Here is a 23,103-nt window from a genome sequence, read left to right as displayed (position 1 = left end):
TTTTATGAAACAGGCACGACCCGCAAAGAAGCAGTCACCGCAGCACCCTTCCAAAAAGTCTCCCGCGCAGTTTCTTCCCATCACCTCCGCCGAAGCAAGAGCTCGCGGTTGGAACGAGCTCGACGTCATCTTCGTCTCAGGCGACGCCTACGTGGACCACCCTTCGTTCGGTGTGCCGCTTCTCGCACGCCTGTTGGAAGCCAGGGGCCTGCGGGTCGGCATCATCCCGCAGCCGGACTGGCGCAGCAAGGAGCCCTTCATGGCCCTTGGGCGCCCGCGCCTTTTTTTCGCGGTGGCGGCCGGTGCCATGGACTCCATGGTTGCGCACTACACCCCGGCAAGAAAGCTGCGCCGCGACGACGCCTACACCCCCGGCAACCGGCACGGCGCCCGCCCGAATCGAGCCACCATCATCTACACCTCGAGGCTCAAAGAGGCCTACCGCGACACCCCCGTGGTGATCGGAGGGATCGAGGCGAGTCTAAGGCGCTTCGCCCACTATGACTTTTGGGAAGACAAGGTGCGCCGCTCCGCACTCTTCGACGCGAAGGCCGATCTCCTGATTTATGGGATGGGGGAAAACCCGCTTCTCGAGCTCGTCGAGCGGCTGCAAAAAGGTGAGCCCTTCGCCTCGATCCGCGACATCCGCGGTACCGCATGCGCCGCGTCCGCGATTCCTGAGACGGCCGGCGAGGTGGTTGAGTTGCCCTCGTATGAGAAGGTGACCGCGGACAAGGCGGCTTACGGTGAATCCTTCCGTCTGCTTTCGCGCGAGCAGAACCCCGGCTGCGCCAAAGTCGTGATCCAGCAGCACGCCACGCGCTACCTGGTTTGCAACCCGCCGGCCTGGCCGCTTTCCGGTGCCGATCTCGATGCGATATACGCGCTTCCCTTCGTGAAGGCGCCGCACCCGAGTTACAAAGAGGCGATTCCCGCCTACGAACAGATCCGCAATTCCATCACGACGCACCGCGGCTGCTTCGGCGGGTGCGCCTTCTGCGCCATCACGCATCACCAGGGAAAGACCATACAATCGAGAAGCGAGCAAGGTGTCCTGAACGAACTGGAGCAACTCGCGTCGCTTCCCTGGTTCCGGGGCAGTGTGAGCGATCTCGGGGGACCAACCGCCAACATGTTCGGCCTTTCCTGCGGCGACAAGGAGGCGGGGGACAAGTGCCGCCGGGACAGCTGCCTCTTTCCGAAGATCTGCAAGAACCTCGTCACCGATGACGCCGCCAGTTCGAGGCTTCTCGCCAAAGCTCGCCGCGTCTCAGGCGTCAAGCACGTCGCCGTTTCCTCCGGGGTCCGCTACGACCTGATGGAGCGCCAACCGCGCTACCTGCGCGAACTGGTCTCGCAGCACGTGAGCGGACTTTTGAAGGTGGCGCCGGAGCACCTCACCGACCGGGTCACCTCGGTGATGCGCAAGCCGGGGCACGACTGCTTTGAACGCTTCAGGGATGCCTTCCAGAAGGAGAGCGCCAAAGCCGGGAAAAGACAGTACATAGTCCCCTACTTCATCTCCGGGCATCCCGGATGCACTTTGTCCGACATGGTCGATCTGGCGCTCATGCTGAAAAGATGGGGAATGCGTGTCGAGCAGGTCCAGGACTTCACCCCGACGCCCGGAACGCTCTCCACTTGCATCTATCACACCGGGATCGATCCCTTCACCGGTGAGAAGGTGTACGTTGCGCGATCGGACAGGGAGAAGGGGCTGCAGAAGGCCCTGCTTCTGTACCACGTGCCGGAAGAACGGAAGAACTGCCTGGCGGCGCTTAGGGAATGCGGCCGCGAGGACGCCGCTGCCGAATTGTTCGGCGGCAACAACAGGAGGTAGAAATGCATTATCTGTTGCTGTACGAAGTGGCACCCGATTACCTGGAGCGCCGCGGCGAGTTCCGCGATGAGCACCTTGCTCTTGCATGGGAAGCGGCGGCGCGTGGCGAGTTGCTCCTCGGCGGTGCCCTCACCGATCCGGCCGACGGTGCCGTTCTCCTTTTCGCCGCCGATTCGCCCGACGTTCCTGCCGCTTTCGCCAAGGCCGATCCTTACGTACTGAACGGGCTGGTGCGGAAGTGGACCGTCCGCGGCTGGCATACCGTGGCCGGCCCGCAGGCCCACGCTCCGGTGCATCCTTCCTGACCGGTTTACTGTCGTCGCTTTACATCCAGGGGGCGCAAGCCCCCACCTGCCACTCTCCATTCCTCGCTTTATTCAGTCTCCTTTCCCGCCGTTCTCTCTCTCAAGATTTAGTTAGCCGCGCCGATACTGACTGTAACAAGTTCTTGCCAATTAAATTTTGGTCTGGAAAAGCGAAAGTCATCAAAGGAGCAACGGCTATGAGTGTCCTTCAGGATGTAAAACTGGCACAAAAATTCGGACTGGTCGGCGGCATCAGTGCTGTATTGCTGTGCTTGTCGCTGGCGGCTTCAGTGGTCGGCATAAAGAAGATGTCCAGCGGGTTCACCAGTTTCGTCGAAAAGGATCAGACCATTGCACTTGCTCTTAAAGACATGTACGCGCAAGGGCTGCAGACCGAGCAGGCGACCCGCAACATCCTCCTGAACCCGGCCGATGAGAAGGCGGCCAAGAACTACACCCAGGCCATGGATGATTTTGAGAAGGCCTACCGTGTCGTCCTCGCTAAAAGCAAGGACCTTCCCAAGGTGAAGGGGGATGTAGAGCAGGTGATGGCGGTCTGGAAGGAAGCGGCAGCGCTGCGGGGACAGGTGCAGTCACTTGCGAAAGAAGGGAAAAAGGATGAGGCGTTGACGTTGCTGGTGAAGGACGAGACGCCGAAGTGGCGCGAGGTGAAGGACAAGCTCTTCAAGCTGAGCGGCGCAAGTCAGAAAGAGATGGAGGGGACCAAGGCGAGTGTCGTGGCCACCTCCGACAGGGCTCTCATCTTATCCCTATGCCTGGGCGTTTTCGCCATCTTCTGCACATTACTGCTCCTTCTCCTGGTGGCCGTGGAACTGAAACGAACTATCCGCAAGATGAGCGTGGTGATGGATGATATCGCGATGGGGGATGGTGACCTCACCAGGCGCCTCGAGATTACCTCGCGTGATGAATTGGGACATCTCGCCCATGATTTCAACCTCTTCCTGGACAAGATGCATGGCCTCATCGCTACGGTCGCGGAGACGACGCACCAGGTATCGGCCGCGGCGGCGGAACTTAATTCCACGGCAGAGCAGATGGCGAGCGGAACCGAGGAGGTGGCCTCTCAGGCGGTGACCGTCGCTTCGGCCGGAGAAGAGATGACGACGACCTCCAGTGACATCGCCCGCAACTGCACCATCGCGGCAGAAGGTGCTCGTCGGGCCAGCGATGCTGCGGTAACCGGTGCCGCCGTGGTACAGGAGACTGTGCAAGGGATGGGAAGGATCGCGGAGCGGGTGAGGACGTCGGCGCAGACAGTGGAGAGCCTGGGGACGCGGTCCGACCAGATCGGTGAAATCGTAGGGACCATCGAGGAAATCGCGGATCAGACCAACCTTCTCGCGCTGAATGCGGCGATCGAGGCGGCCCGCGCAGGCGAACAGGGACGAGGCTTTGCCGTCGTTGCCGACGAGGTCAGGGCGCTTGCCGAGCGGACCACGAGGGCAACCGGCGAGATCGGCAATATGATCAAGTCTATTCAGGCCGAGACCCGCAGCGCCGTGAGCGCCATGGACAGCGGCGTCAAGGAAGTCGAAAAGGGAACGCAAGAAGCCGCCCGGTCGGGCGAAGCGCTGCAGGACATCATCAGCCAGATCGACAACGTGACGCAGCAGGTAAGCCAGATTGCGGTGGCCGCGGAGGAGCAGACCGCAACCACCGGCGAGATCAGCGGCAACATCCACCAGATTACCGCGGTGGTGCACCAGACGGCCCAAGGGGCCCAGCAGTCGGCTCAGGCCGCGGGGCAGCTCTCGGAGCTTGCCGAGAGGCTGCGGCACGTGGTCGATGGGTTCAAGCTCTAGCTGCGGCTGGGCGGCGGCTTCTCATGGAGGCCGCCGTCACCGCTTGCCGTTTCTTCAGGCGCTCGCGGCAAGAGAGCCGCTGTGAGAGGCATGTCGGCAGGTCCTCAAGGAAATCGCGGTGCTGTCGGTCGCATGCTCGATGTCGACGCAGAGTTTTGCCGATGCGAGCGCTTCAGTTAAGGCGGTACACCCCTTCTCGAGCTCGAAGCAGGAACCCGCACGGATCACGTAGTCCCGCCCGTCACCGGTGGTGATCCAGATGGCTCCTTGCCTGCAGTGCAGCCGCAAACCAGGCCCACCACCAAGCCGCAACACCTCCCCTTTTTCAAGCGAACAGTCCATAATCGCCTCCTTTCAGCGTTATGATGCGACTATAGCTCTACGCTGGAAATGAGTACAGACACAGGAATGTTGATTACCTTCCCTGACAGTTGCTCGGTTCTGTTGCTGTTCCTGCCGTGAAATGGGGGAACTGTACCCGTGACGAGCATTGGGGGGGGCGGGCAATCCCTCTACCGTGCGCGGTCACGATAACGCAACGCGCGGTCGTGATAGCGCAACGCGCGGTCGCGATAACACAACGTGCGGTCACGATAGCGCAACGCGCGGTCGCGATAACACAACGTGCGGTCACGATAACGCAACGCGCGGTCACGATAACGCAACGTGCGGTCGTGATAACGCAACGTGCGGTCGCGATAACACAACGCGCGGTCACGATAACACAACGCGCGGTAGCGATAACGCAACGCGCGGTCACGATATCGCAACGCGCGGTCGTGATGACGCAACGTGCGGTCGTGATAGCGCAACGCGCGGTCGCGATAACACAACGTGCGGTCGCGATAACGCAACGTGCGGTCGCGATGACGAAGAATGCGGTCGCGATGACGAAGAATGCGGTCGTAATAACGAAAAGCGTGTGATGGGGGGCGGGGCCTGTCCCTTTGCCGGTTCCGGATGCGGCAAGGCCCTGGCTGGGCAACGCAGCGATACTGCGACGTTTCTCTCGACGCATACGGAGTGGTGGCGTCGTTGGCGTTAAGTTGTATACGACAGGCAGCGAAAAATATTTCGAATGCCGAGAAAAAAGATATTGACACTGAGACCCTTTTGCTTTAGAACAGGGATTCGCTTCGCAACGCAAGGCGCTGAGGCAAAAAAGGTAGCAGATGATGGCGAATCAGGCTGGCGTAGCTCAATTGGTAGAGCAGCTGACTTGTAATCAGCAGGTTGCGGGTTCGAGTCCCATCGTCAGCTCCAGATTGAAAAAAGAATAGCATCACTTCTGTCTGGAGGGATTCCCGAGCGGCCAAAGGGAACAGACTGTAAATCTGTCGTCATCGACTTCGGAGGTTCGAATCCTCCTCCCTCCACCATACAAACTTCAGACGAGATGAGCTTCTGCTCAAATCAGGAGATCCTGGCGGATCGTTGGTACTGGTTGAGTGGGGTGTGAGTCGAGTCAAAAAACTTCAAAGCAGGGAATTGGCGGGAATAGCTCAGTTGGCTAGAGCGTCAGCCTTCCAAGCTGAGGGTCGCGGGTTCGAGTCCCGTTTCCCGCTCCAAAACAGAATACGCCCACATAGCTCAGTAGGTAGAGCACTTCCTTGGTAAGGAAGAGGTCACCGGTTCGAATCCGGTTGTGGGCTCCATCCCCTTCTAGAAAAAAAGCATCCAACTTTAAGGCTGTAGTAGATACATCAGGGAGGATTCCTCATGGCTAAAGCTAAATTCGAAAGAACTAAACCGCATGTAAACATAGGGACCATCGGTCACGTCGACCACGGCAAGACCACCCTGACCGCAGCCATCACCAAGGTGCTCGCAGGCAAGGGCCAGGCCGAGTTCAAGGCGTTCGACCAGATCGACAACGCACCGGAAGAGCGTGAGCGTGGTATCACCATCGCCACCGCACACGTCGAGTACGAGACCGACAAGCGTCACTACGCTCACGTCGACTGCCCGGGCCACGCCGACTACGTAAAGAACATGATCACCGGTGCAGCGCAGATGGACGGCGCGATCCTGGTTGTTTCCGCAGCTGACGGCCCGATGCCGCAGACCCGTGAGCACATCCTGCTCGCGCGTCAGGTCGGCGTCCCCTACATCGTCGTGTTCCTGAACAAGGCCGACATGGTGGACGACGAGGAACTCCTCGAGCTGGTTGAGCTGGAAGTTCGCGAACTCCTCTCCTCCTACGACTTCCCGGGCGACGATATCCCTATCATCAAGGGTTCCGCTCTTAAGGGCCTCGAGGGTGACCAGGGCGAACTCGGCGAGCAGGCCATCATGAAGCTGATGGACGCAGTCGACGCCTACATCCCGGAGCCGCAGCGCGCCATCGACAAGCCGTTCCTCATGCCGGTCGAGGACGTGTTCTCCATCTCGGGTCGTGGTACCGTTGCAACCGGTCGTGTCGAGCGCGGCATCGTGAAGGTTGGCGAAGAAGTCGAGGTCGTCGGCATCAAGGCAACCACCAAGACCACCGTCACCGGTGTTGAGATGTTCCGCAAACTGCTCGACGAAGGTCGCGCTGGCGACAACATCGGCGCACTGCTGCGCGGCGTGAAGCGTGAGGACATCGAGCGCGGCCAGGTTCTTGCCAAGCCGGGCTCCATCACCCCGCACACCAAGTTCAAGGCTGAGGCGTACATCCTCTCCAAGGAAGAGGGCGGCCGTCACACCCCGTTCTTCAACGGCTACCGTCCGCAGTTCTACTTCAGGACCACCGACGTCACCGGCGTGGTTGACCTCGAAGCCGGTGTTGAGATGGTTATGCCGGGCGACAACGTCTCGGTCACCGTCAACCTGATCACCCCGATCGCCATGGACGAAGGTCTGCGCTTCGCTATCCGCGAAGGCGGCCGTACCGTCGGCGCCGGCGTGGTCGCCTCCATCATCGAGTAACAGCGACGGACTCTGAGTCCCGGAAGTTCGGGATGAGAAAATAGCTTGAAAAGGACGAAAGACAATGGCTAGAGACATCATCACCCTTGGCTGCACCGAGTGCAAACAGCGTAACTATACGACTACCAAGAACAAGAAAAATACGCCGCAGAAGCTGGAGTTCAACAAGTACTGCCGCTTCTGCCAGAAGCACACGCCGCACAAGGAAACCAAATAGTTTGATTTGGGGTTCCCGGGAATCGCCCGGGAACCTCCGCCGCAGGCCAGTAGCTCTAACGGCTAGAGCACCGGTCTCCAAAACCGGGTGTTGGGGGTTCGAATCCCTCCTGGCCTGCCATTTTTTTTATCTTCACTGAGTGAGGAGTGACAAGTGATCGCGAAAGCCAAGTCTTTTTTTGAGGATGTTCAGGCGGAACTCGCCAAGGTAACTTGGCCCACCCGCAAGGAGACCTTTTCTACCGCTCAGGTAGTTGTAGTCATCATCGTGCTCATCTCACTTTACCTTGGCGCCTGCGACGTGGTCCTTACTAAGCTCATCAGGTCGATACTCCGCTAGAGGACTGATTAAATGGCACACAAATGGTACGGCGTACATACTTACTCCGGCTTCGAGAACAAGGTGCGACTCACCCTTGCTGAGCGCATCAAGAACCTCGGCATGGAGGAGTTCTTCGGCGAGATCCTGATCCCGTGCGAAACCGTCGTCGAGCTGAAGAAGGGGGAGAAGAAGACTTCGTCCAGGAAGTTCTTCCCCGGATACATCCTGGTCAACATGGAGCTGAACGACGACACCTGGCACGTGGTCAAGGAGACCGCGAAGGTCACCGGTTTCGTCGGCGGCAACAACCCCTTCCCGATCCCGGACGAAGAAGTCGGCAAGATCACCAAGAGGATGGAAGAGGGGGCCGAGAAGCCCCGTCCGAAGGTTCTCTTCGAAGTGGGCGAGACGGTCAGGGTCATCGACGGTCCGTTCCTCAACTTCTCCGGTGTTGTCGAGGACGTGAAGCCGGACAAGGGGAAACTCAAGGTCATGGTAAGCATCTTCGGGCGCGCCACCCCGGTCGAGCTCGAGTTCATGCAGGTAGAAAAGCAGTAGGGTTACCCGCTGTTATCGATAGAAGAATCAGGCAGTTCGAAGGAAAGATAAAGGAGTAGGAAAATGGCGAAAAAAATTACCGGTTACATAAAGCTGCAGGTACCCGCAGGGAAGGCTAACCCGTCTCCTCCGATCGGTCCGGCACTCGGTCAGCACGGCGTCAACATCATGGAGTTCTGCAAGGCTTTCAACGCGAAGACCCAGGCAGACGAAGGGACCATCACTCCGGTCGTCATCACTGTCTACGCCGACAGGTCCTTCACCTTCATCACCAAGACTCCGCCGGCTCCGGTTCTCATCAAGAAAGCTCTCGGTCTCCAGAGCGGCTCCGCCGTTCCGAACAAGACCAAGGTTGGCAAGCTGACCAAGGAGCAGGTGCGCGAGATCGCAACCAAGAAGATGCCTGACCTCAATGCCGCGAGCCTTGAGGCTGCCATGAGGACCATCGAAGGTACCGCGCGCAGCATGGGCGTTGAAATAGCTTAAGATAAAGAGAGGGTTATCAGAAATGTCTATGACAAAGAAAGCTAAAGAGGCTCGCGCCAAGGTCGACAGGACCAAAACCTATCCCCTGTCCGAGGGTCTTGAGCTGGTTAAAGGCGCGGCTTACGCGAAGTTCGACGAAACCGTCGACCTGGTTGTGAAGCTGGGCGTCGATCCCCGTCACGCCGACCAGATGGTGCGCGGCGCCGTAGTGCTCCCGAACGGTCTGGGCAAGGACGTACGCGTCCTCGTTTTCGCCAAGGGCGAGAAGGAGAAGGAGGCCCGCGAGGCCGGTGCCGATTACGTGGGCGCCGACGACCTGGTCGCCAAGATCCAGGAAGGGTGGTTCGATTTCGACACCGCCATCGCAACCCCGGACATGATGGGTGTGGTCGGCAAGATCGGTAAGCTCCTCGGTCCCCGCGGCCTGATGCCGAACCCGAAAGTCGGCACCGTCACCTTCGACGTGGCCCGCGCCGTGAAGGAGTCCAAGTCCGGTAAGGTTGAGTTCCGCGTCGAGAAGGCCGGTATCATCCATGCCCCGGTGGGCAAGGTGTCCTTCACCGCCGAGACTCTGAAGCAGAACGTTTCGGCACTGGTGGAAGCCCTTCAGAAGGCCAAGCCGGCTGCCGCCAAGGGTACCTACATGAAGAAGATCTCCGTATCTTCCACCATGGGCCCGGGCGTGAACATCGATCTCGCTGACATCAGCGCGATCTTGAAATAAAGGCAGTATCCAGCAGTAAAGCCAAAGTCAAAGACAGTGGGTGCGCCAGTTGTATCGTCGGTGCTTAATCGCCTTGGGCGGCCAACCGAGACTTGCAAGATGTTGCGCGAAAAAGCATGTTCCGCAACTTCCTGACTTTGGCGGGGTTCCGTACCCGTATACCAAAAGAAAGGAGGAAGGCGCTTGAATAAGGAAAACAAACAAGAACTTGTTACCGAAATGCACGACAAGCTCCTGAGGGCCCAGGCGGTATTCCTTGCGGATTTCCGCGGGATGAACGTCGGCCAGGCGACCGAGCTCAGAAACGAGCTCAGGAAGGCTAACGCCGAGTACAAAGTCGTCAAGAACACCCTGCTCGATATCGCTTCCAAAGGGACCGACAAGGAAGGTCTGAGCCAGTACTACGCTGGTCCGACCGCCATTGCCCTTTGCTATGACGATCCCGTCGCAGCGGCCAAGGTGCTGTCGCGCTTCAACAAGGAAGCCGCAAACCCGTTCACTCTGAAGGCTGGCGTGCTTACCGGCAAGACCATCAACGTGGCCGAGATTCAGGCTCTCGCTGATCTGCCGAGCCGCGAAGTGCTTCTCGCCAAGATGCTGGGCAGCATGCAGGCACCGGCAAGCAACTTCGTACGCGTTCTGGCAGCTGTCCCGGGCGGTTTCGTCCGCGCGCTGGAACAGATCAGGGTTCAGAAGGCTGCCTAGTCGCAGTCTCCAACAATTTTCGCTTTAAACATCTAACAATATTCTCTGGAGGAGAAAGAAATGGCTATCACCAAAGAAGAAGTAATCAGCTTCATTGAGAACATGTCCGTCCTCGAACTTGCCGGCCTCGTGAAAGAGCTCGAAGAGAAGTTCGGCGTTTCCGCAGCCGCTCCGGTTGCAGTTGCTGCTGCTGGCCCGGCTGCTGGCCCGGCTGAAGCTGCTGAGGAGAAGACCGAGTTCGACGTCATCCTCAAAAGCGCTGGCGCTAACAAGATCGCCGTCATCAAGGTCGTCCGTGGCCTTACCTCCCTCGGCCTCAAAGAAGCTAAGGACCTAGTCGACGGCGCACCGCAGCCGGTCAAAACCGGGATCTCCAAGGATGAGGCTGCCGACGCACAGAAGCAGCTGGTCGAGGCTGGCGCAGAAGTGGAAGTCAAGTAGTCATTTCCGCACCGATCTTTACCAAAGCCAAGGTCGCTTTTTGCGGCCTTGGCTGTTCTATTTTAGTTTGAGGCCGCTTCACCCCGCAGCCCCGCCCGACCAAAACAGCAGGAAATTCAAGGGGGTGGAGGTCTTCCAAGGCGTTCACCACAAGGAGAAGATATGGCTTATTCAATCGCGAATAACCCCCTGTTGCGCAAGAACTTCGCCAAGATCCACAAGATCATCGACATACCGAACCTCATCGACATCCAGAAAAACTCCTACAAGAGATTCCTCCAGCTCGACACTCCCGTAGACGCACGCAAGAACTCAGGCCTCGAGGCCGTTTTCCGCAGCGTTTTCCCGATCAGGGACTTCAGCGACACCGCATCGCTTGAGTACGTTTCGTATTCGCTCGGCGCGCCGAAGTACGACGTGGAGGAGTGCCACCAGAGGGGCATGACCTTTGCCGCCCCCATGAAGGTGAAAGTAAGGCTGGTTGTCTGGGACGTCGCGAAGGATCCCGGTACCAGGTCGATCCGTGACATCAAGGAGCAGGAGGTTTATTTCGGCGAAATCCCGCTGATGACCGACAACGGGACCTTTATCATAAACGGCACCGAGCGCGTTATCGTAAGCCAGCTGCATCGCTCCCCCGGCGTGTTCTACGACCACGACAAGGGTAAGACGCATTCCAGCGGCAAGGTGCTCTACTCGGCCCGCGTGATTCCGTACCGCGGTTCGTGGCTTGACTTTGAATTTGACCATAAAGACATCCTTTATGTTCGCATAGACAGGCGTCGCAAGATGCCGGCCACCGTGCTCCTGAAGGCCCTTGGCTACTCCAATGACGCGCTCATCAACTACTTCTACAAGTCTGAAGAAGTGAAGGTCGGTGAGAACGGCGCCATGACGAAGCTCGTGGACGCGGAACTCCTCTCCAGCCAGAAGGCGACCGCGGACATCGTCGACCCGGCTACCGCCGAAGTGATCCTCAAGGCGAACCGCAAGTTCACCAAGGCTGCGCTCAGGAAGATGGCCGAGCACGGCATCAAGGAGATCCCGATCGCCGAGGAGGAAGTCGTCGGCAAGGTCGCTTCCCACGACATCTACGATCCCGCCACCGGCGAGATCCTGGTCGAGTGCAACGAGGAGATCACCCAGGCGAAGCTCGAGGAGATGGTACAGAAGGGGATTACCTCTTTCCAGGTGCTCTTCATCGACAACCTGCATGTCACCTCCAGCTTCCGCGACACCATCCTGATCGACAAGATCGGCTCCACCGACGAGGCGCTCATCGAGATCTACCGCCGCCTGCGTCCGGGCGATCCGCCGACCCTGAAGAGCGCGCTGGTTCTCTTCGAGAACCTGTTCTTCAACGCGGAGCGCTACGACCTCTCCGCCGTCGGCCGCCTGAAGCTCAACTACAAGCTCGGCGTGGACGTGCCGCTTGACTGCATGACGCTCACCCGCGAGGACATCCTCGAGGTTGTGCGTTACCTGATCGAGCTGAAAAACGGCAAGGGTAACATCGACGACATCGACCACCTCGGCAACCGCCGCGTGCGCGCCGTGGGTGAGCTCCTCGAGAACCAGTACAGGATCGGTCTCGTCAGGATGGAGCGCGCCATCAAGGAGCGCATGAGTCTCCAGGAAGTCGAGAACCTCATGCCGCACGACCTGATCAACTCCAAGCCGGTCTCGGCCGTCGTGAAAGAGTTCTTCGGTTCTTCGCAGCTCTCCCAGTTCATGGACCAGACGAACCCGCTCTCCGAGGTCACGCACAAGCGTCGTCTCTCGGCTCTCGGACCGGGGGGCTTGACCCGCGAGCGCGCGGGCTTCGAGGTCCGCGACGTACACCCGACTCACTACGGCCGCGTCTGCCCGATCGAGACCCCTGAGGGCCCGAACATCGGTCTGATCGCGTCCTTGTCCACCTACGCGCGCATCAACGAGCACGGCTTCGTCGAGACGCCGTACCGCGTGGTCAAGGAAGGCAAGGTGACCGACGAGGTCCGCTTCTTCTCCGCACTGGAGGAGGAAGGCCACGCCATCGCCCAGGCCAACGCCGAGATGGACGAGACCGGCCGCTTCATGGCCGATTACATCTCCGCCAGGAAGTCCGGCGAGTTCGTGCTGGTCGGTCGCGACGAGCTTGAGCTCATGGACGTTGCACCGATGCAGCTCGTGTCGGTCGCGGCCTCGCTGATCCCGTTCCTCGAGAACGACGACGCGAACCGCGCACTCATGGGTTCCAACATGCAGCGCCAGGCCGTACCGCTTCTGCGTGCCGATTCCCCGCTCGTCGGGACCGGCATGGAGCGCGTCGTGGCAAGGGACTCCGGGGTTTCCTCGGTAGCCCGCCACAACGGCATCGTCGAGAGCGTCGACGCTTCCCGCATCGTCGTGAAGATCGACGAGGACCAGTACGATGCAACCGGCACCGGTGTCGACATCTACAACCTGATCAAGTTCGCCCGTTCCAACCAGAACACCTGCATCAACCAGAGGCCGGTGGTGAAGATTGGCGACCACGTGAAGGCTGGCGACATCATCGCCGACGGTCCTTCGACCGACATGGGCGAGCTGGCTCTCGGCCAGAACGTGCTCATCGCGTTCATGCCGTGGGGCGGCTACAACTACGAGGACTCCATCCTCATCTCGGAGCGTCTCGTCAAGGACGACCGCTACACCTCGATCCACATCGAGGAGTTCGAGGCCGTGGCCCGCGACACGAAGCTCGGCAAGGAGGAGATCACCTCCGACATCCCGAACCTCGGCGAGGAGACCCTCAAGGACCTCGACGAGTCGGGCATCATCAGGATCGGCGCCGAGGTTCGTCCGGGCGACATCCTGGTCGGCAAGATCACCCCGAAAGGCGAGACCCAGCTCTCCCCTGAAGAGAAGCTCTTAAGGGCCATCTTCGGCGAGAAGGCGGGCGACGTGCGCGACACCTCGCTCAGGGTTCCGCCGGGGGTCGAGGGTACCGTCATCGGCGCCAAGATCTTCTCGAGAAAGGGTGCCGACAAGGACGCCCGTACCGAGATCATCGAGAAGGCCGAGGAACAGCGCCTGCGTAAGGACGAGCAGGACGAGATCCGCATCATCCGCGACTCCGCCCGCGGCAAGCTAAAGAAGCTTCTCATGGGCAAGACCGCGGCGGTCAAGATCGAGGGCGTCGACGGCAAGGTGCTCATCCCGAAAGGGGCGGCCATCACCGACGAGATGCTGAACTCCTTCACCATGGATCGCTGGGACGAGATCTCCATCGCCGACGACGACACCATCGACGAGAAAGTGGCGCAGACCCTTTCCACGCTCAACCAGCAGATCGACATCATCAAGTACGTCTTCGACGACAAAGTGCAGAAGCTGCGTCGCGGCGACGACCTGCCGCCGGGCGTCATCAAGATGGTCAAGGTCTACATCGCCATCAAGCGTAAGCTCCAGGTGGGTGACAAGATGGCGGGCCGCCACGGTAACAAGGGCGTCGTCTCCAGGATCCTTCCGGAAGAGGATATGCCGTACATGGAAGACGGCCGTCCGGTCGAGATCGTGCTGAACCCGCTGGGCGTTCCGTCCCGTATGAACGTGGGTCAGATCCTCGAGATGCACCTCGGCTGGGGCGCCAAGGGACTTGGCTGGAAGATCGAGGAATTCCTCGAGAAGAACACCCCGCACGACGAGATCAAGAGGTTCCTGAAGGGCGTGTACGACAACCCGGAAATGGACCGCTTCCTCGACACGCTCGAGGGTGAAGAACTCCTCAACGTGGCAAGGCGCTTGAAGCGCGGCATCCCGATGTCGTCGCCGGTCTTCGAAGGGGCGAGCGAGGAGTCGATCCAGTCGATGCTGACCCACGCCGGTTTCAGCACCACCGGTCAGGTCACCCTCTACGACGGAAAGAGCGGCGACAAGTTCATGCACCAGGTCACCGTCGGGATCATGTACTTCCTGAAGCTGCACCACCTGGTCGACGACAAGATCCACGCCAGGAGCATCGGTCCCTACTCGCTGGTCACCCAGCAGCCGCTGGGGGGCAAGGCGCAGTTCGGCGGTCAGCGACTCGGGGAGATGGAGGTCTGGGCGATGGAGGCCTACGGCGCCGCGTACGCGCTGCAGGAGTTCCTCACCGTCAAGTCCGACGACGTGGCAGGCCGCACCAGGATGTACGAGGCGATCGTCAAAGGGAAGCACACCCTTGAGCCGGGTCTGCCGGAGTCGTTCAACGTCCTCATCAAGGAACTTCAGTCCCTGGGTCTCGACGTGGAACTGCTGGAAAGCGACGAGGACTAGGTTGTTCTGTCTGACCGGTCCGGCTAGTCTGACTAGTCCGACCGGTCAGAGTCCGACAAGCTGCCTGAAACCGATAACGTAACTCCTACCGCTAAGGAGGAAAATACTTTGGAAGATATTTTCAATTTTTTCGATAAGCCGAAAGATCCGCTCCACTTCTCGTCGATCAAGATCTCGATCTCGTCGCCGGACAAGATCCGCGAGCGTTCCTTCGGGGAAGTGAAGAAGCCGGAGACCATCAACTACCGCACCTTCAAGCCGGAGCGCGACGGTCTTTTCTGCGCCAAGATCTTCGGACCGACCAAGGACTACGAGTGCAACTGCGGCAAGTACAAGCGCATGAAGCACCGTGGCATCGTCTGCGAGAAGTGCGGCGTCGAGGTCATCCCGTCCAAGGTGCGTCGTGAGCGCCTGGGCCACATCGACCTCGCCACCCCGGTGGCGCACATCTGGTTCCTCAAGTCTCTGCCGTCCAGGATCGGCAACCTGATGGACATCACCCTGAAGGACCTCGAGAAGGTACTCTACTTCGAGGCCTACGTGGTGACCGACCCGAAGGAAACCGGCCTGCCGTTTGGCACCGTGTTCTCCGAGGACCAGTACCAGAAGGCCCTTGAGGAATACAGCTACGGCTTCGAGGCCGGCATGGGCGCCGCTGCGATCCGCACCTGCCTCACTTCGATGGACCTCGACCAGCTCTCCGAGCAGCTCCGCATCGAGATGCAGGAGGCGACCAGCGAGGCTAAGCGCAAGAAGACCGCCAAGCGCCTTAAGGTCATCGACGCCTTCAAAAACTCGGGCAACAAGCCGGAGTGGATGATCCTCGAGTGCATCCCGGTACTGCCGCCGGAGCTCCGTCCGCTCGTTCCCCTGGACGGCGGCCGCTTCGCTACCTCCGACCTGAACGACCTGTACCGCCGCGTCATCAACCGCAACAACCGCTTGAAGCGCCTGATGGAACTGCAGGCCCCCGAGGTCATCATCAGGAACGAGAAGCGCATGCTGCAGGAGGCGGTCGACGCGCTGTTCGACAACGGTCGCCGCGGCCGCGCCATCGCAGGCCCCAACAAGCGTCCGCTGAAGTCCCTCTCCGACATGCTGAAGGGCAAGTCGGGCCGCTTCCGTCAGAACCTCTTGGGTAAGCGTGTCGACTACTCCGGCCGTTCCGTTATCGTCGTCGGCCCCGAGCTTCGCCTGCACCAGTGCGGTCTGCCGAAGAAGATGGCCCTCGAACTCTTCAAGCCGTTCATCTACAACAAGCTCGAGGAGCGTGGGTTCGTCACCACCATCAAGAGCGCCAAGAAGATGGTGGAGAAGGAGAAACCGGAGGTCTGGGACGTTCTCGAAGAGGTCATCAAGGAGCACCCGGTCCTCTTGAACCGCGCACCGACCCTGCACCGTCTCGGCATCCAGGCCTTCGAACCGGTCCTGATCGAGGGCAAGGCGATCCAGCTCCACCCGCTCGTCTGCACCGCCTTCAACGCCGACTTCGACGGTGACCAGATGGCGGTCCACCTCCCCCTCTCGGTTGAGAGCCAGGTGGAGGCGCGCGTCCTCATGATGTCGACCAACAACATCCTTTCCCCGGCGCATGGCAAGCCGATCATCGTGCCGAGCCAGGACATGGTTCTCGGGATCTATTACATGACACGCGAGAAGCACTTCGCGCCGGGCGACGGGAAGATATTCGCCTCCCCGGATGAGGTGTCCATCGCCTGGGACGCGACCGAGGTGCACCTGCAGGCCCGCATCAAGGTAAGGATGAAGAACCTCGTCAGCGACGAGAAACCGGCCATCATCGAGACGACGGTCGGGCGCGTGCTGCTGCGCGAGATCCTTCCCGACGCGGTTCCCTTCTCGGCCATCAACAAGGTCATGACGAAGAAGGAACTCTCCAACCTCGTCGACACCTGCTACCGTCTGGCCGGCAACAAGGAAACCGTCATCCTCGCCGACAAGCTGAAGTCCATCGGCTTCCGCTACGCGGCGAAGGCGGGTATCTCCATCTCGATCAACGACATGGTCATCCCGGAAGGGAAGCCGGCCATCATCAACCGCGCCACCGAAGAGGTGCAGGAGATCCAGAACCAGTACACCGAGGGTCTCATCACCGACGGCGAGCGTTACAACAAGGTCATCGACATCTGGGCAAAATCGACCGAGGACATCGCGAAAGAGATGCTGGACAACCTCTCCCGCGATACCATCATCGACCCGCAGGGGAACGAGGTGAAGGTGCCGTCCTTCAACGCGATCCACATGATGGCCGACTCCGGTGCAAGGGGTAGCGCCCAGCAGATCCGCCAGCTGGCGGGGATGAGGGGACTCATGGCCAAGCCGTCCGGCGAGATCATCGAGACCCCGATCACCGCGAACTTCCGCGAAGGCCTCACCGTGCTCCAGTACTTCATCTCGACCCACGGTGCACGTAAAGGTCTGGCCGATACCGCGCTCAAGACGGCGAACTCCGGTTACCTCACCCGCCGTCTGGTCGACGTCGCCCAGGACGCCATCATCACCGAGTCGGATTGCGGCACCATCGACGGCCTGACCGTCTCCTCCCTCACCGAGGGTGGTGAGGTCATCGAGCACATCGGCGACCGTATCCTCGGCCGCGTCGCCCTGGACGACATCCTCGACCCGGTCACCGGCGACGTGCTGGTGGCGGCGAACCAGGAAATCGACGAGACCCTGGTCACGAAGATCGAGGCCGCCGGTCTCGAGAAGGTCAAGATCCGCTCCGTGCTCACCTGCGAGAGCCGTCGCGGTATCTGCGCCAAGTGCTACGGCCGCGACCTGGCACGCGGTCACCTGGTGAACCGCGGCGAGGCGGTCGGCGTCATCGCAGCACAGTCCATCGGCGAGCCGGGTACCCAGCTGACCATGCGTACCTTCCATATCGGTGGTACCGCATCCCGTCGCGCCGAGCAGACCTCCATGGATGCGAGGAACGAGGGCTACGCGAAGTTCATCAACCTGCACTACGTAACCAACTCCGAAGGTCACCACATCGTCATGAACCGTAACGGTGAGCTGGCCATCGTGGACGAGACCGGGCGCGAGCGCGAGAAGTACGGCATCGTCTACGGCGCGAAGATCAAGGTGAGCCCCGAAGAGAAGGTCACCCAGGGGCAGTCGCTCGCCGAGTGGGACCCGTACACCATGCCGATCCTCACCGAGATCTCCGGCCGCATCAAGTTCGGGGATGTCATCGAGGGCGTCACCATGGAGGAGCAGGTCGACGAAGTCACCGGCCTCTCCAGGAAGGTCATCATCGAGACCCGCGACTCCGACAAGCGTCCGCGCATCACCATCAAGGACGAGTCCGGCAAGACCGCCAAGGTCGGCGAGAGCATGGCGCGTTACTACCTGCCGGTCGGCTCCAACATCAACGTCCTTGAGGACACCGTGGTGAACGCGGGTGACGTGATCGCCAAGATCCCGCGCGAGACGACCAAGACCAAGGACATCACCGGTGGTCTGCCGCGTGTTGCCGAGCTCTTCGAGGCGAGGAAGCCGAAAGACTTCGCGGTCATCACCGAGATCGACGGCGTGGTCGCCTTCGGCAAGGACGCCAAAGGCAAGCGCAAGGTCATCGTCACCCCCGAGGTCGGCGAGCCGAAGGAATACCTCATCCCCAAAGGGAAGCACATCAGCGTCCACGAAGGGGATCACGTCCGCGCCGGCGAGGCGCTCATGGACGGCTCCTCCAACCCGCACGACATCCTCCGCGTCCTCGGCCAGAAAGAACTGGCCAAGTACCTGGTCGACGAGGTGCAGGAGGTCTACCGTCTCCAGGGCGTCAAGATCAACGACAAGCACATCGAGACCATCGTACGTCAGATGCTGCGTCGCGTCAGGGTCAAGGATGTGGGCGATACCAACCTGCTGATCGATGACCAGATCGAGCGTTGGGTCTTTGAGGAAGAGAACGAGAAGGCTATGGATAAAGGCGGGCGTCCTGCTACGGCAGAGTCTCTGCTCCTTGGCATAACCAAGGCGTCGCTCTCGACTGAGTCATTTATTTCTGCTGCTTCCTTCCAGGAGACAACAAAAGTCTTGACACAGGCATCCATTGAAGGTAAAGTCGACAGTCTTCGTGGTCTGAAAGAAAACGTGATCATGGGCCGCTTAATCCCGGCGGGAACGGGGTTGGCTCTTTACCGCAACCTGCGCATGGTTGCTGAGGAGCCAGTAATCATTCCGGAGCCTGTTGAGCCGGAAGATGAAGAGATCTACGAAGAAGAAGCCTAGTCCAGTATCCGGCCAGTGAGAGCGGGTTCCCCGCTTCACTGGCCGGCGTCTCACTTCTATCAAATAAAACTTGACAAGCACGTACGTTGTTGCTATTTTCGTCGCTTCCGCGCGCGGGGTCTGTCTGTGCGCGGATTAAGAATCGCGTGAGAGGAATGTATGCCAACTATTAATCAGCTTATTCGTCATGGTCGGGAGTCAAAGGGTGAAAAATCCACTGCTCCGGCACTCAGGAGCTGCCCGCAGAAGAGGGGCGTTTGCACCAGGGTTTACACCACAACTCCGAAGAAACCGAACTCCGCGCTTCGTAAAGTAGCGAGGGTAAGGCTTACCAACGGCGTCGAGGTGACCTCCTATATTCCGGGTGTTGGTCACAACCTCCAGGAGCACTCCGTTGTCCTTATCAGGGGCGGCAGGGTCAAGGACCTTCCGGGTGTTCGTTACCACATCGTCCGCGGCACGCTCGACTCTGTCGGCGTCAAGGGTCGCATGAAGAGCCGTTCCAAGTACGGTGCGAAAAGGCCCAAGTAACCGAACGGTGCAAAAAAGACCCAAGTAACCGATTTTAAGTGAGAGGTTAAGACATGCCAAGAAGAAGAGAAGTAGCAAAGCGGGTGATCCTCCCGGACCCGAAATACGGTGACAGGGTGGTTGCCAAGCTGATCAATATAATCATGCTGGACGGCAAGAAGTCCACCGCCGAGAAAGCCCTCTACGGTGCCCTTGAAATCGCTGCCGGCAAGGCCGGCGACGAGCCGGTCAAGGTTCTCAAGAAGTGCCTCGACAACATCAAGCCGATGCTGGAAGTCAAGTCCCGCAGGGTCGGTGGTTCCACCTACCAGGTTCCGGTTGAAGTTCGTCCGGAGCGTCGCATGTCCCTGGCCATGCGTTGGCTGGTGAAGTACTCCAATGCCCGCAGCGAGAAGACCGTTACCGACAAGCTTGCCGGCGAGATCCTCGACGCTTACAACAACCGCGGTTCCGCGGTCAAGAAGCGTGAGGATACCCACAAGATGGCAGAGGCCAACCGCGCCTTCGCCCATTATCGCTGGTAGTTCGCGGCGACACCCCTTAAGGCTTAGAAAGCAACTCGGAGGAACTGTAAGTGGCACGTCAGGTTTCGTTGGAAATGACCCGTAACATCGGGATCATGGCTCACATAGATGCAGGGAAGACCACCACCACGGAGCGTATTCTCTACTACACCGGTGTTTCCCACAAGATCGGCGAGGTCCATGACGGCGCCGCTACTATGGACTGGATGGAGCAGGAGCAGGAGCGTGGCATCACCATCACCTCCGCAGCAACCACCTGCAACTGGAAGGACCATCGTATCAACATCATCGACACCCCGGGCCACGTCGACTTCACCATCGAGGTCGAGCGTTCCCTGCGTGTTCTCGACGGCGCTGTTGCCGTCTTCTGCTCGGTCGGTGGTGTTGAGCCGCAGTCCGAGACCGTATGGCGTCAGGCGGACAAGTACCGCGTACCGCGTATCGCGTTCATCAACAAGATGGACCGTATCGGTGCCGACTTCTTCCGCGGTATCGCCATGATCAAGGACCGCCTCAAGGCGAACCCGGTCGCCCTGCAGATCCCGATCGGGAGCGAGGAGAACTACAAAGGTCTCGTCGATCTCATCGAGATGAAAGGGATCGTTTTCAACGACGAGAGCATGGGTGCCGTGTACGAAGTAGTCGACATCCCGGCCGACCTCGTCGACCAGGCCAACGAGTACCGCGAGCTCCTGATCGAAGAAGTTTCCTCCCACGATGATGCCCTCATGGAGAAATACCTGGGCGGCGAGGAGATCTCCAACGCAGAGCTGAAGGCAGCCATCCGCCAGGCGACCCTCGACATCAAGATCTGCCCGGTCATCTGCGGTTCCGCATTCAAGAACAAGGGCGTGCAGCACCTGCTCGACGCCGTGCTCGACTACATGCCGGCCCCGACCGACATCCCGGCTATCCAGGGCGTCGACGCCAACACCGAGGCACCCATCGAGCGTCACGCATCCGACTCCGAGCCGTTCTCGGCTCTGGGCTTCAAGATCATGACCGACCCGTTCGTAGGCCAGCTCTGCTTCTTCCGCGTCTACTCGGGTGTGATCCAGTCCGGTTCCTACGTGTACAACGCCACCAAGGGCAAGCGCGAGAGGATCGGCCGCATCCTGAAGATGCACGCCAACAAGCGTGAAGAAATCAAGGAAGTCTACGCCGGCGACATCGCCGCTGCGGTAGGCCTTAAATACACCACCACCGGCGACACCCTGTGCGACGAGAACAACGCCGTCATCCTCGAGTCCATCGAGTTCCCCGAGCCGGTTATCTCCATCGCCATCGAGCCGAAGACCAAGGCCGACCAGGAGAAGCTGGGCCTGTCGCTTGGCAAGCTCGCTTCCGAGGACCCGTCCTTCCGCGTCAAGACCGACGAGGAAACCGGCCAGACCATCATCTCCGGCATGGGCGAGCTGCACCTCGAGATCATCGTGGACCGTCTCTTCCGCGAGTTCAAGGTCGATGCAAGCGTCGGCAAGCCGCAGGTCGCCTACCGCGAGACCATCACCAAGAAGGTCAAGGCGGAAGGGAAGTTCGTGCGCCAGTCCGGCGGTCGCGGTCAGTTCGGTCACGTCTGGCTCGAGATCGAGCCGCAGGAGGCCGGTAAAGGGTACGAGTTCGTTGACGCAATCAAGGGCGGCGTCGTTCCCCGCGAGTACATCCCGGCGGTCGACAAAGGCATCAAGGAAGCGCTGGACAACGGCGTCATGGCCGGCTTCCCGGTGGTCGACATCAAGGTCACCCTGGTCGACGGTTCCTACCACGAGGTTGACTCCTCGGAGATGGCCTTCAAGATCGCAGGTTCCATGGGCTTCAAAGAGGGTTGCGCCAAGGCGTCCCCGATCATCCTGGAGCCGATCATGTCCGTAGAGGTCGTGGTTCCGGAAGAGTACATGGGCGACGTCATCGGCGACCTGAACTCCCGCCGCGGCCGCATCATGGGCATGGAAGGGCGCGCAGGCGCACAGGTCGTCACCGCGATGGTGCCGCTGGCCCAGATGTTCGGTTACTCCACCGATCTGCGCTCCGCAACCCAGGGTCGTGCGACCTACTCCATGACCTTCGATCATTACGAGCCGGTACCGAAATCGGTTGCCGAGGAAATAGTAGCGAAGGCCAAAGGCTAAGATAATTCAATTTCCCTACTGAGGAGGATTCCGAAATGGCAAAAGCTAAATTTGAAAGAACCAAGCCGCATGTAAACATCGGTACCATCGGTCACGTCGACCACGGCAAGACCACCCTGACCGCAGCGATCACCAAGGTGCTCGCAGGCAAGGGCCAGGCTGAGTTCAAGGCGTTCGACCAGATCGACAACGCTCCGGAAGAGCGTGAGCGTGGTATCACCATCGCTACCGCACACGTCGAGTACGAGACCGACAAGCGTCACTACGCTCACGTCGACTGCCCGGGCCACGCCGACTACGTAAAGAACATGATCACCGGTGCAGCGCAGATGGACGGCGCGATCCTGGTTGTTTCCGCAGCTGACGGCCCGATGCCGCAGACCCGTGAGCACATCCTGCTCGCGCGTCAGGTCGGCGTCCCCTACATCGTCGTGTTCCTGAACAAGGCCGACATGGTGGACGACGAGGAACTCCTCGAGCTGGTTGAGCTGGAAGTTCGCGAACTCCTCTCCTCCTACGACTTCCCGGGCGACGATATCCCTATCATCAAGGGTTCCGCTCTTAAGGGCCTCGAGGGTGACCAGGGCGAACTCGGCGAGCAGGCCATCATGAAGCTGATGGACGCAGTCGACGCCTACATCCCGGAGCCGCAGCGCGCCATCGACAAGCCGTTCCTCATGCCGGTCGAGGACGTGTTCTCCATCTCGGGTCGTGGTACCGTTGCAACCGGTCGTGTCGAGCGCGGCATCGTGAAGGTTGGCGAAGAAGTCGAGGTCGTCGGCATCAAGGCAACCACCAAGACCACCGTCACCGGTGTTGAGATGTTCCGCAAACTGCTCGACGAAGGTCGCGCTGGCGACAACATCGGCGCACTGCTGCGCGGCGTGAAGCGTGAGGACATCGAGCGCGGCCAGGTTCTTGCCAAGCCGGGCTCCATCACCCCGCACACCAAGTTCAAGGCTGAGGCGTACATCCTCTCCAAGGAAGAGGGCGGCCGTCACACCCCGTTCTTCAACGGCTACCGTCCGCAGTTCTACTTCAGGACCACCGACGT

The 23,103-nt window shown here is 59.9% G+C and carries 19 protein-coding genes and 5 tRNA genes; 22 read left to right on the top strand and 2 right to left on the bottom strand.

What is annotated here, in order from left to right; genetic code table 11:
• The first annotated feature begins 4 nt into the window (after nt 1–4).
• From E4633_RS19510 to E4633_RS19500, 3 genes are all read left to right on the top strand, one after another.
• Entirely contained in the window at nt 5–1,840 is a 1,836-nt protein-coding gene (locus tag E4633_RS19510; RefSeq protein WP_135872893.1) for a YgiQ family radical SAM protein, read from the top strand.
• A gap of 2 nt (nt 1,841–1,842) precedes the next feature.
• Nucleotides 1,843–2,145 (top strand): YciI-like protein, encoded by a 303-nt coding sequence (locus E4633_RS19505; protein ID WP_135872892.1) that lies wholly within the window; start codon nt 1,843–1,845, stop codon nt 2,143–2,145.
• A 197-nt stretch (nt 2,146–2,342) separates the two neighbouring features.
• Nucleotides 2,343–3,971 (top strand): methyl-accepting chemotaxis protein, encoded by a 1,629-nt coding sequence (locus tag E4633_RS19500; protein ID WP_135872890.1) that lies wholly within the window; start codon nt 2,343–2,345, stop codon nt 3,969–3,971.
• A 54-nt stretch (nt 3,972–4,025) separates the two neighbouring features.
• On the opposite strand, the gene E4633_RS19495 is transcribed toward E4633_RS19500, so the two are convergent.
• Complete coding sequence (locus E4633_RS19495) at nt 4,026–4,313, bottom strand: DUF2917 domain-containing protein (protein ID WP_135872888.1); 288 nt, start codon at nt 4,311–4,313, stop codon at nt 4,026–4,028.
• Nucleotides 4,314–4,483: 170 nt separating this feature from the next.
• Nucleotides 4,484–4,825: a hypothetical protein gene (locus E4633_RS19490; protein WP_135872886.1), complete on the bottom strand. Its 342-nt coding sequence runs from the start codon at nt 4,823–4,825 to the stop codon at nt 4,484–4,486.
• Nucleotides 4,826–5,158: 333 nt separating this feature from the next.
• Between E4633_RS19490 and E4633_RS19485 the strand changes: the two genes are divergently transcribed.
• From E4633_RS19485 to tuf (E4633_RS19395), 19 genes are all read left to right on the top strand, one after another.
• Nucleotides 5,159–5,234, top strand: a tRNA-Thr gene (locus tag E4633_RS19485).
• Nucleotides 5,235–5,265: 31 nt separating this feature from the next.
• A tRNA-Tyr gene (locus tag E4633_RS19480) sits at nt 5,266–5,350 on the top strand.
• Between the two features lie 112 nt (nt 5,351–5,462).
• Nucleotides 5,463–5,539, top strand: a tRNA-Gly gene (locus E4633_RS19475).
• Between the two features lie 11 nt (nt 5,540–5,550).
• A tRNA-Thr gene (locus E4633_RS19470) sits at nt 5,551–5,626 on the top strand.
• A gap of 64 nt (nt 5,627–5,690) precedes the next feature.
• The gene (gene tuf / locus E4633_RS19465) at nt 5,691–6,881 is read left to right on the top strand and encodes an elongation factor Tu (RefSeq protein WP_135872884.1); all 1,191 of its coding nucleotides are present in this window, start codon (nt 5,691–5,693) and stop codon (nt 6,879–6,881) included.
• 64 nt (nt 6,882–6,945) lie between these two features.
• The gene (rpmG, locus tag E4633_RS19460; protein WP_135872882.1) at nt 6,946–7,098 is read left to right on the top strand and encodes a 50S ribosomal protein L33; all 153 of its coding nucleotides are present in this window, start codon (nt 6,946–6,948) and stop codon (nt 7,096–7,098) included.
• 43 nt (nt 7,099–7,141) lie between these two features.
• Nucleotides 7,142–7,218, top strand: a tRNA-Trp gene (locus E4633_RS19455).
• A gap of 33 nt (nt 7,219–7,251) precedes the next feature.
• A complete protein-coding gene (gene secE, locus E4633_RS19450; protein WP_135872880.1) occupies nt 7,252–7,437 on the top strand; it encodes a preprotein translocase subunit SecE in 186 nt (61 codons plus the stop codon).
• A 12-nt stretch (nt 7,438–7,449) separates the two neighbouring features.
• The gene (nusG, locus tag E4633_RS19445) at nt 7,450–7,977 is read left to right on the top strand and encodes a transcription termination/antitermination protein NusG (protein ID WP_135872878.1); all 528 of its coding nucleotides are present in this window, start codon (nt 7,450–7,452) and stop codon (nt 7,975–7,977) included.
• Between the two features lie 63 nt (nt 7,978–8,040).
• Entirely contained in the window at nt 8,041–8,463 is a 423-nt protein-coding gene (rplK, locus tag E4633_RS19440; RefSeq protein ID WP_129128348.1) for a 50S ribosomal protein L11, read from the top strand.
• Nucleotides 8,464–8,485: 22 nt separating this feature from the next.
• Nucleotides 8,486–9,187, top strand: a complete 702-nt coding sequence (rplA, locus tag E4633_RS19435) for a 50S ribosomal protein L1 (RefSeq protein WP_135872876.1) — start codon at nt 8,486–8,488, stop codon at nt 9,185–9,187.
• A 183-nt stretch (nt 9,188–9,370) separates the two neighbouring features.
• Complete coding sequence (gene rplJ / locus E4633_RS19430) at nt 9,371–9,892, top strand: 50S ribosomal protein L10 (protein WP_135872874.1); 522 nt, start codon at nt 9,371–9,373, stop codon at nt 9,890–9,892.
• Nucleotides 9,893–9,952: 60 nt separating this feature from the next.
• A complete protein-coding gene (gene rplL / locus E4633_RS19425) occupies nt 9,953–10,333 on the top strand; it encodes a 50S ribosomal protein L7/L12 (protein ID WP_135872873.1) in 381 nt (126 codons plus the stop codon).
• A gap of 162 nt (nt 10,334–10,495) precedes the next feature.
• On the top strand, nt 10,496–14,611 hold the full coding sequence (rpoB, locus tag E4633_RS19420; RefSeq protein ID WP_135872871.1) for a DNA-directed RNA polymerase subunit beta: 4,116 nt from the start codon (nt 10,496–10,498) through the stop codon (nt 14,609–14,611).
• Between the two features lie 108 nt (nt 14,612–14,719).
• Nucleotides 14,720–18,865: a DNA-directed RNA polymerase subunit beta' gene (gene rpoC / locus E4633_RS19415; RefSeq protein ID WP_135872869.1), complete on the top strand. Its 4,146-nt coding sequence runs from the start codon at nt 14,720–14,722 to the stop codon at nt 18,863–18,865.
• Between the two features lie 159 nt (nt 18,866–19,024).
• Nucleotides 19,025–19,396: a 30S ribosomal protein S12 gene (gene rpsL, locus E4633_RS19410; protein WP_015719175.1), complete on the top strand. Its 372-nt coding sequence runs from the start codon at nt 19,025–19,027 to the stop codon at nt 19,394–19,396.
• 53 nt (nt 19,397–19,449) lie between these two features.
• The gene (gene rpsG / locus E4633_RS19405) at nt 19,450–19,920 is read left to right on the top strand and encodes a 30S ribosomal protein S7 (RefSeq protein WP_129128342.1); all 471 of its coding nucleotides are present in this window, start codon (nt 19,450–19,452) and stop codon (nt 19,918–19,920) included.
• Nucleotides 19,921–19,970: 50 nt separating this feature from the next.
• Nucleotides 19,971–22,049 carry an elongation factor G gene (gene fusA, locus E4633_RS19400; protein WP_135872867.1) on the top strand — a complete coding sequence of 693 codons (2,079 nt, stop codon included), beginning with the start codon at nt 19,971–19,973 and terminating at the stop codon, nt 22,047–22,049.
• 35 nt (nt 22,050–22,084) lie between these two features.
• The coding region (tuf, locus tag E4633_RS19395; protein WP_135872865.1) for an elongation factor Tu at nt 22,085–23,103 on the top strand (1,019 nt) is incomplete at its 3' end.

Source organism: Geomonas terrae (assembly GCF_004791675.1).
In the GTDB taxonomy this organism is placed as follows: Bacteria; Desulfobacterota; Desulfuromonadia; order Geobacterales; family Geobacteraceae; genus Geomonas; species Geomonas edaphica.
Note: the sequence above shows the minus strand (reverse complement) of the source record. Positions and strands in the feature narration are given on the sequence as shown.

Bases quoted from the DNA above. Each gene is read 5' to 3' on its own strand.
- rplA (WP_135872876.1), top strand. From the start codon at position 8,486: ATGTCTATGACAAAGAAAGCTAAAGAGGCTCGCGCCAAGGTCGACAGG.
- E4633_RS19505 (WP_135872892.1), top strand. From the start codon at position 1,843: ATGCATTATCTGTTGCTGTACGAAGTGGCACCCGATTACCTGGAGCGC.
- rpoB (WP_135872871.1), top strand. From the start codon at position 10,496: ATGGCTTATTCAATCGCGAATAACCCCCTGTTGCGCAAGAACTTCGCC.
- nusG (WP_135872878.1), top strand. From the start codon at position 7,450: ATGGCACACAAATGGTACGGCGTACATACTTACTCCGGCTTCGAGAAC.
- tuf (WP_135872884.1), top strand. From the start codon at position 5,691: ATGGCTAAAGCTAAATTCGAAAGAACTAAACCGCATGTAAACATAGGG.
- E4633_RS19510 (WP_135872893.1), top strand. From the start codon at position 5: ATGAAACAGGCACGACCCGCAAAGAAGCAGTCACCGCAGCACCCTTCC.
- rpsG (WP_129128342.1), top strand. From the start codon at position 19,450: ATGCCAAGAAGAAGAGAAGTAGCAAAGCGGGTGATCCTCCCGGACCCG.
- rplK (WP_129128348.1), top strand. From the start codon at position 8,041: ATGGCGAAAAAAATTACCGGTTACATAAAGCTGCAGGTACCCGCAGGG.
- rplL (WP_135872873.1), top strand. From the start codon at position 9,953: ATGGCTATCACCAAAGAAGAAGTAATCAGCTTCATTGAGAACATGTCC.
- rpsL (WP_015719175.1), top strand. From the start codon at position 19,025: ATGCCAACTATTAATCAGCTTATTCGTCATGGTCGGGAGTCAAAGGGT.
- E4633_RS19500 (WP_135872890.1), top strand. From the start codon at position 2,343: ATGAGTGTCCTTCAGGATGTAAAACTGGCACAAAAATTCGGACTGGTC.
- rpmG (WP_135872882.1), top strand. From the start codon at position 6,946: ATGGCTAGAGACATCATCACCCTTGGCTGCACCGAGTGCAAACAGCGT.
- E4633_RS19495 (WP_135872888.1), bottom strand. From the start codon at position 4,313: ATGGACTGTTCGCTTGAAAAAGGGGAGGTGTTGCGGCTTGGTGGTGGG.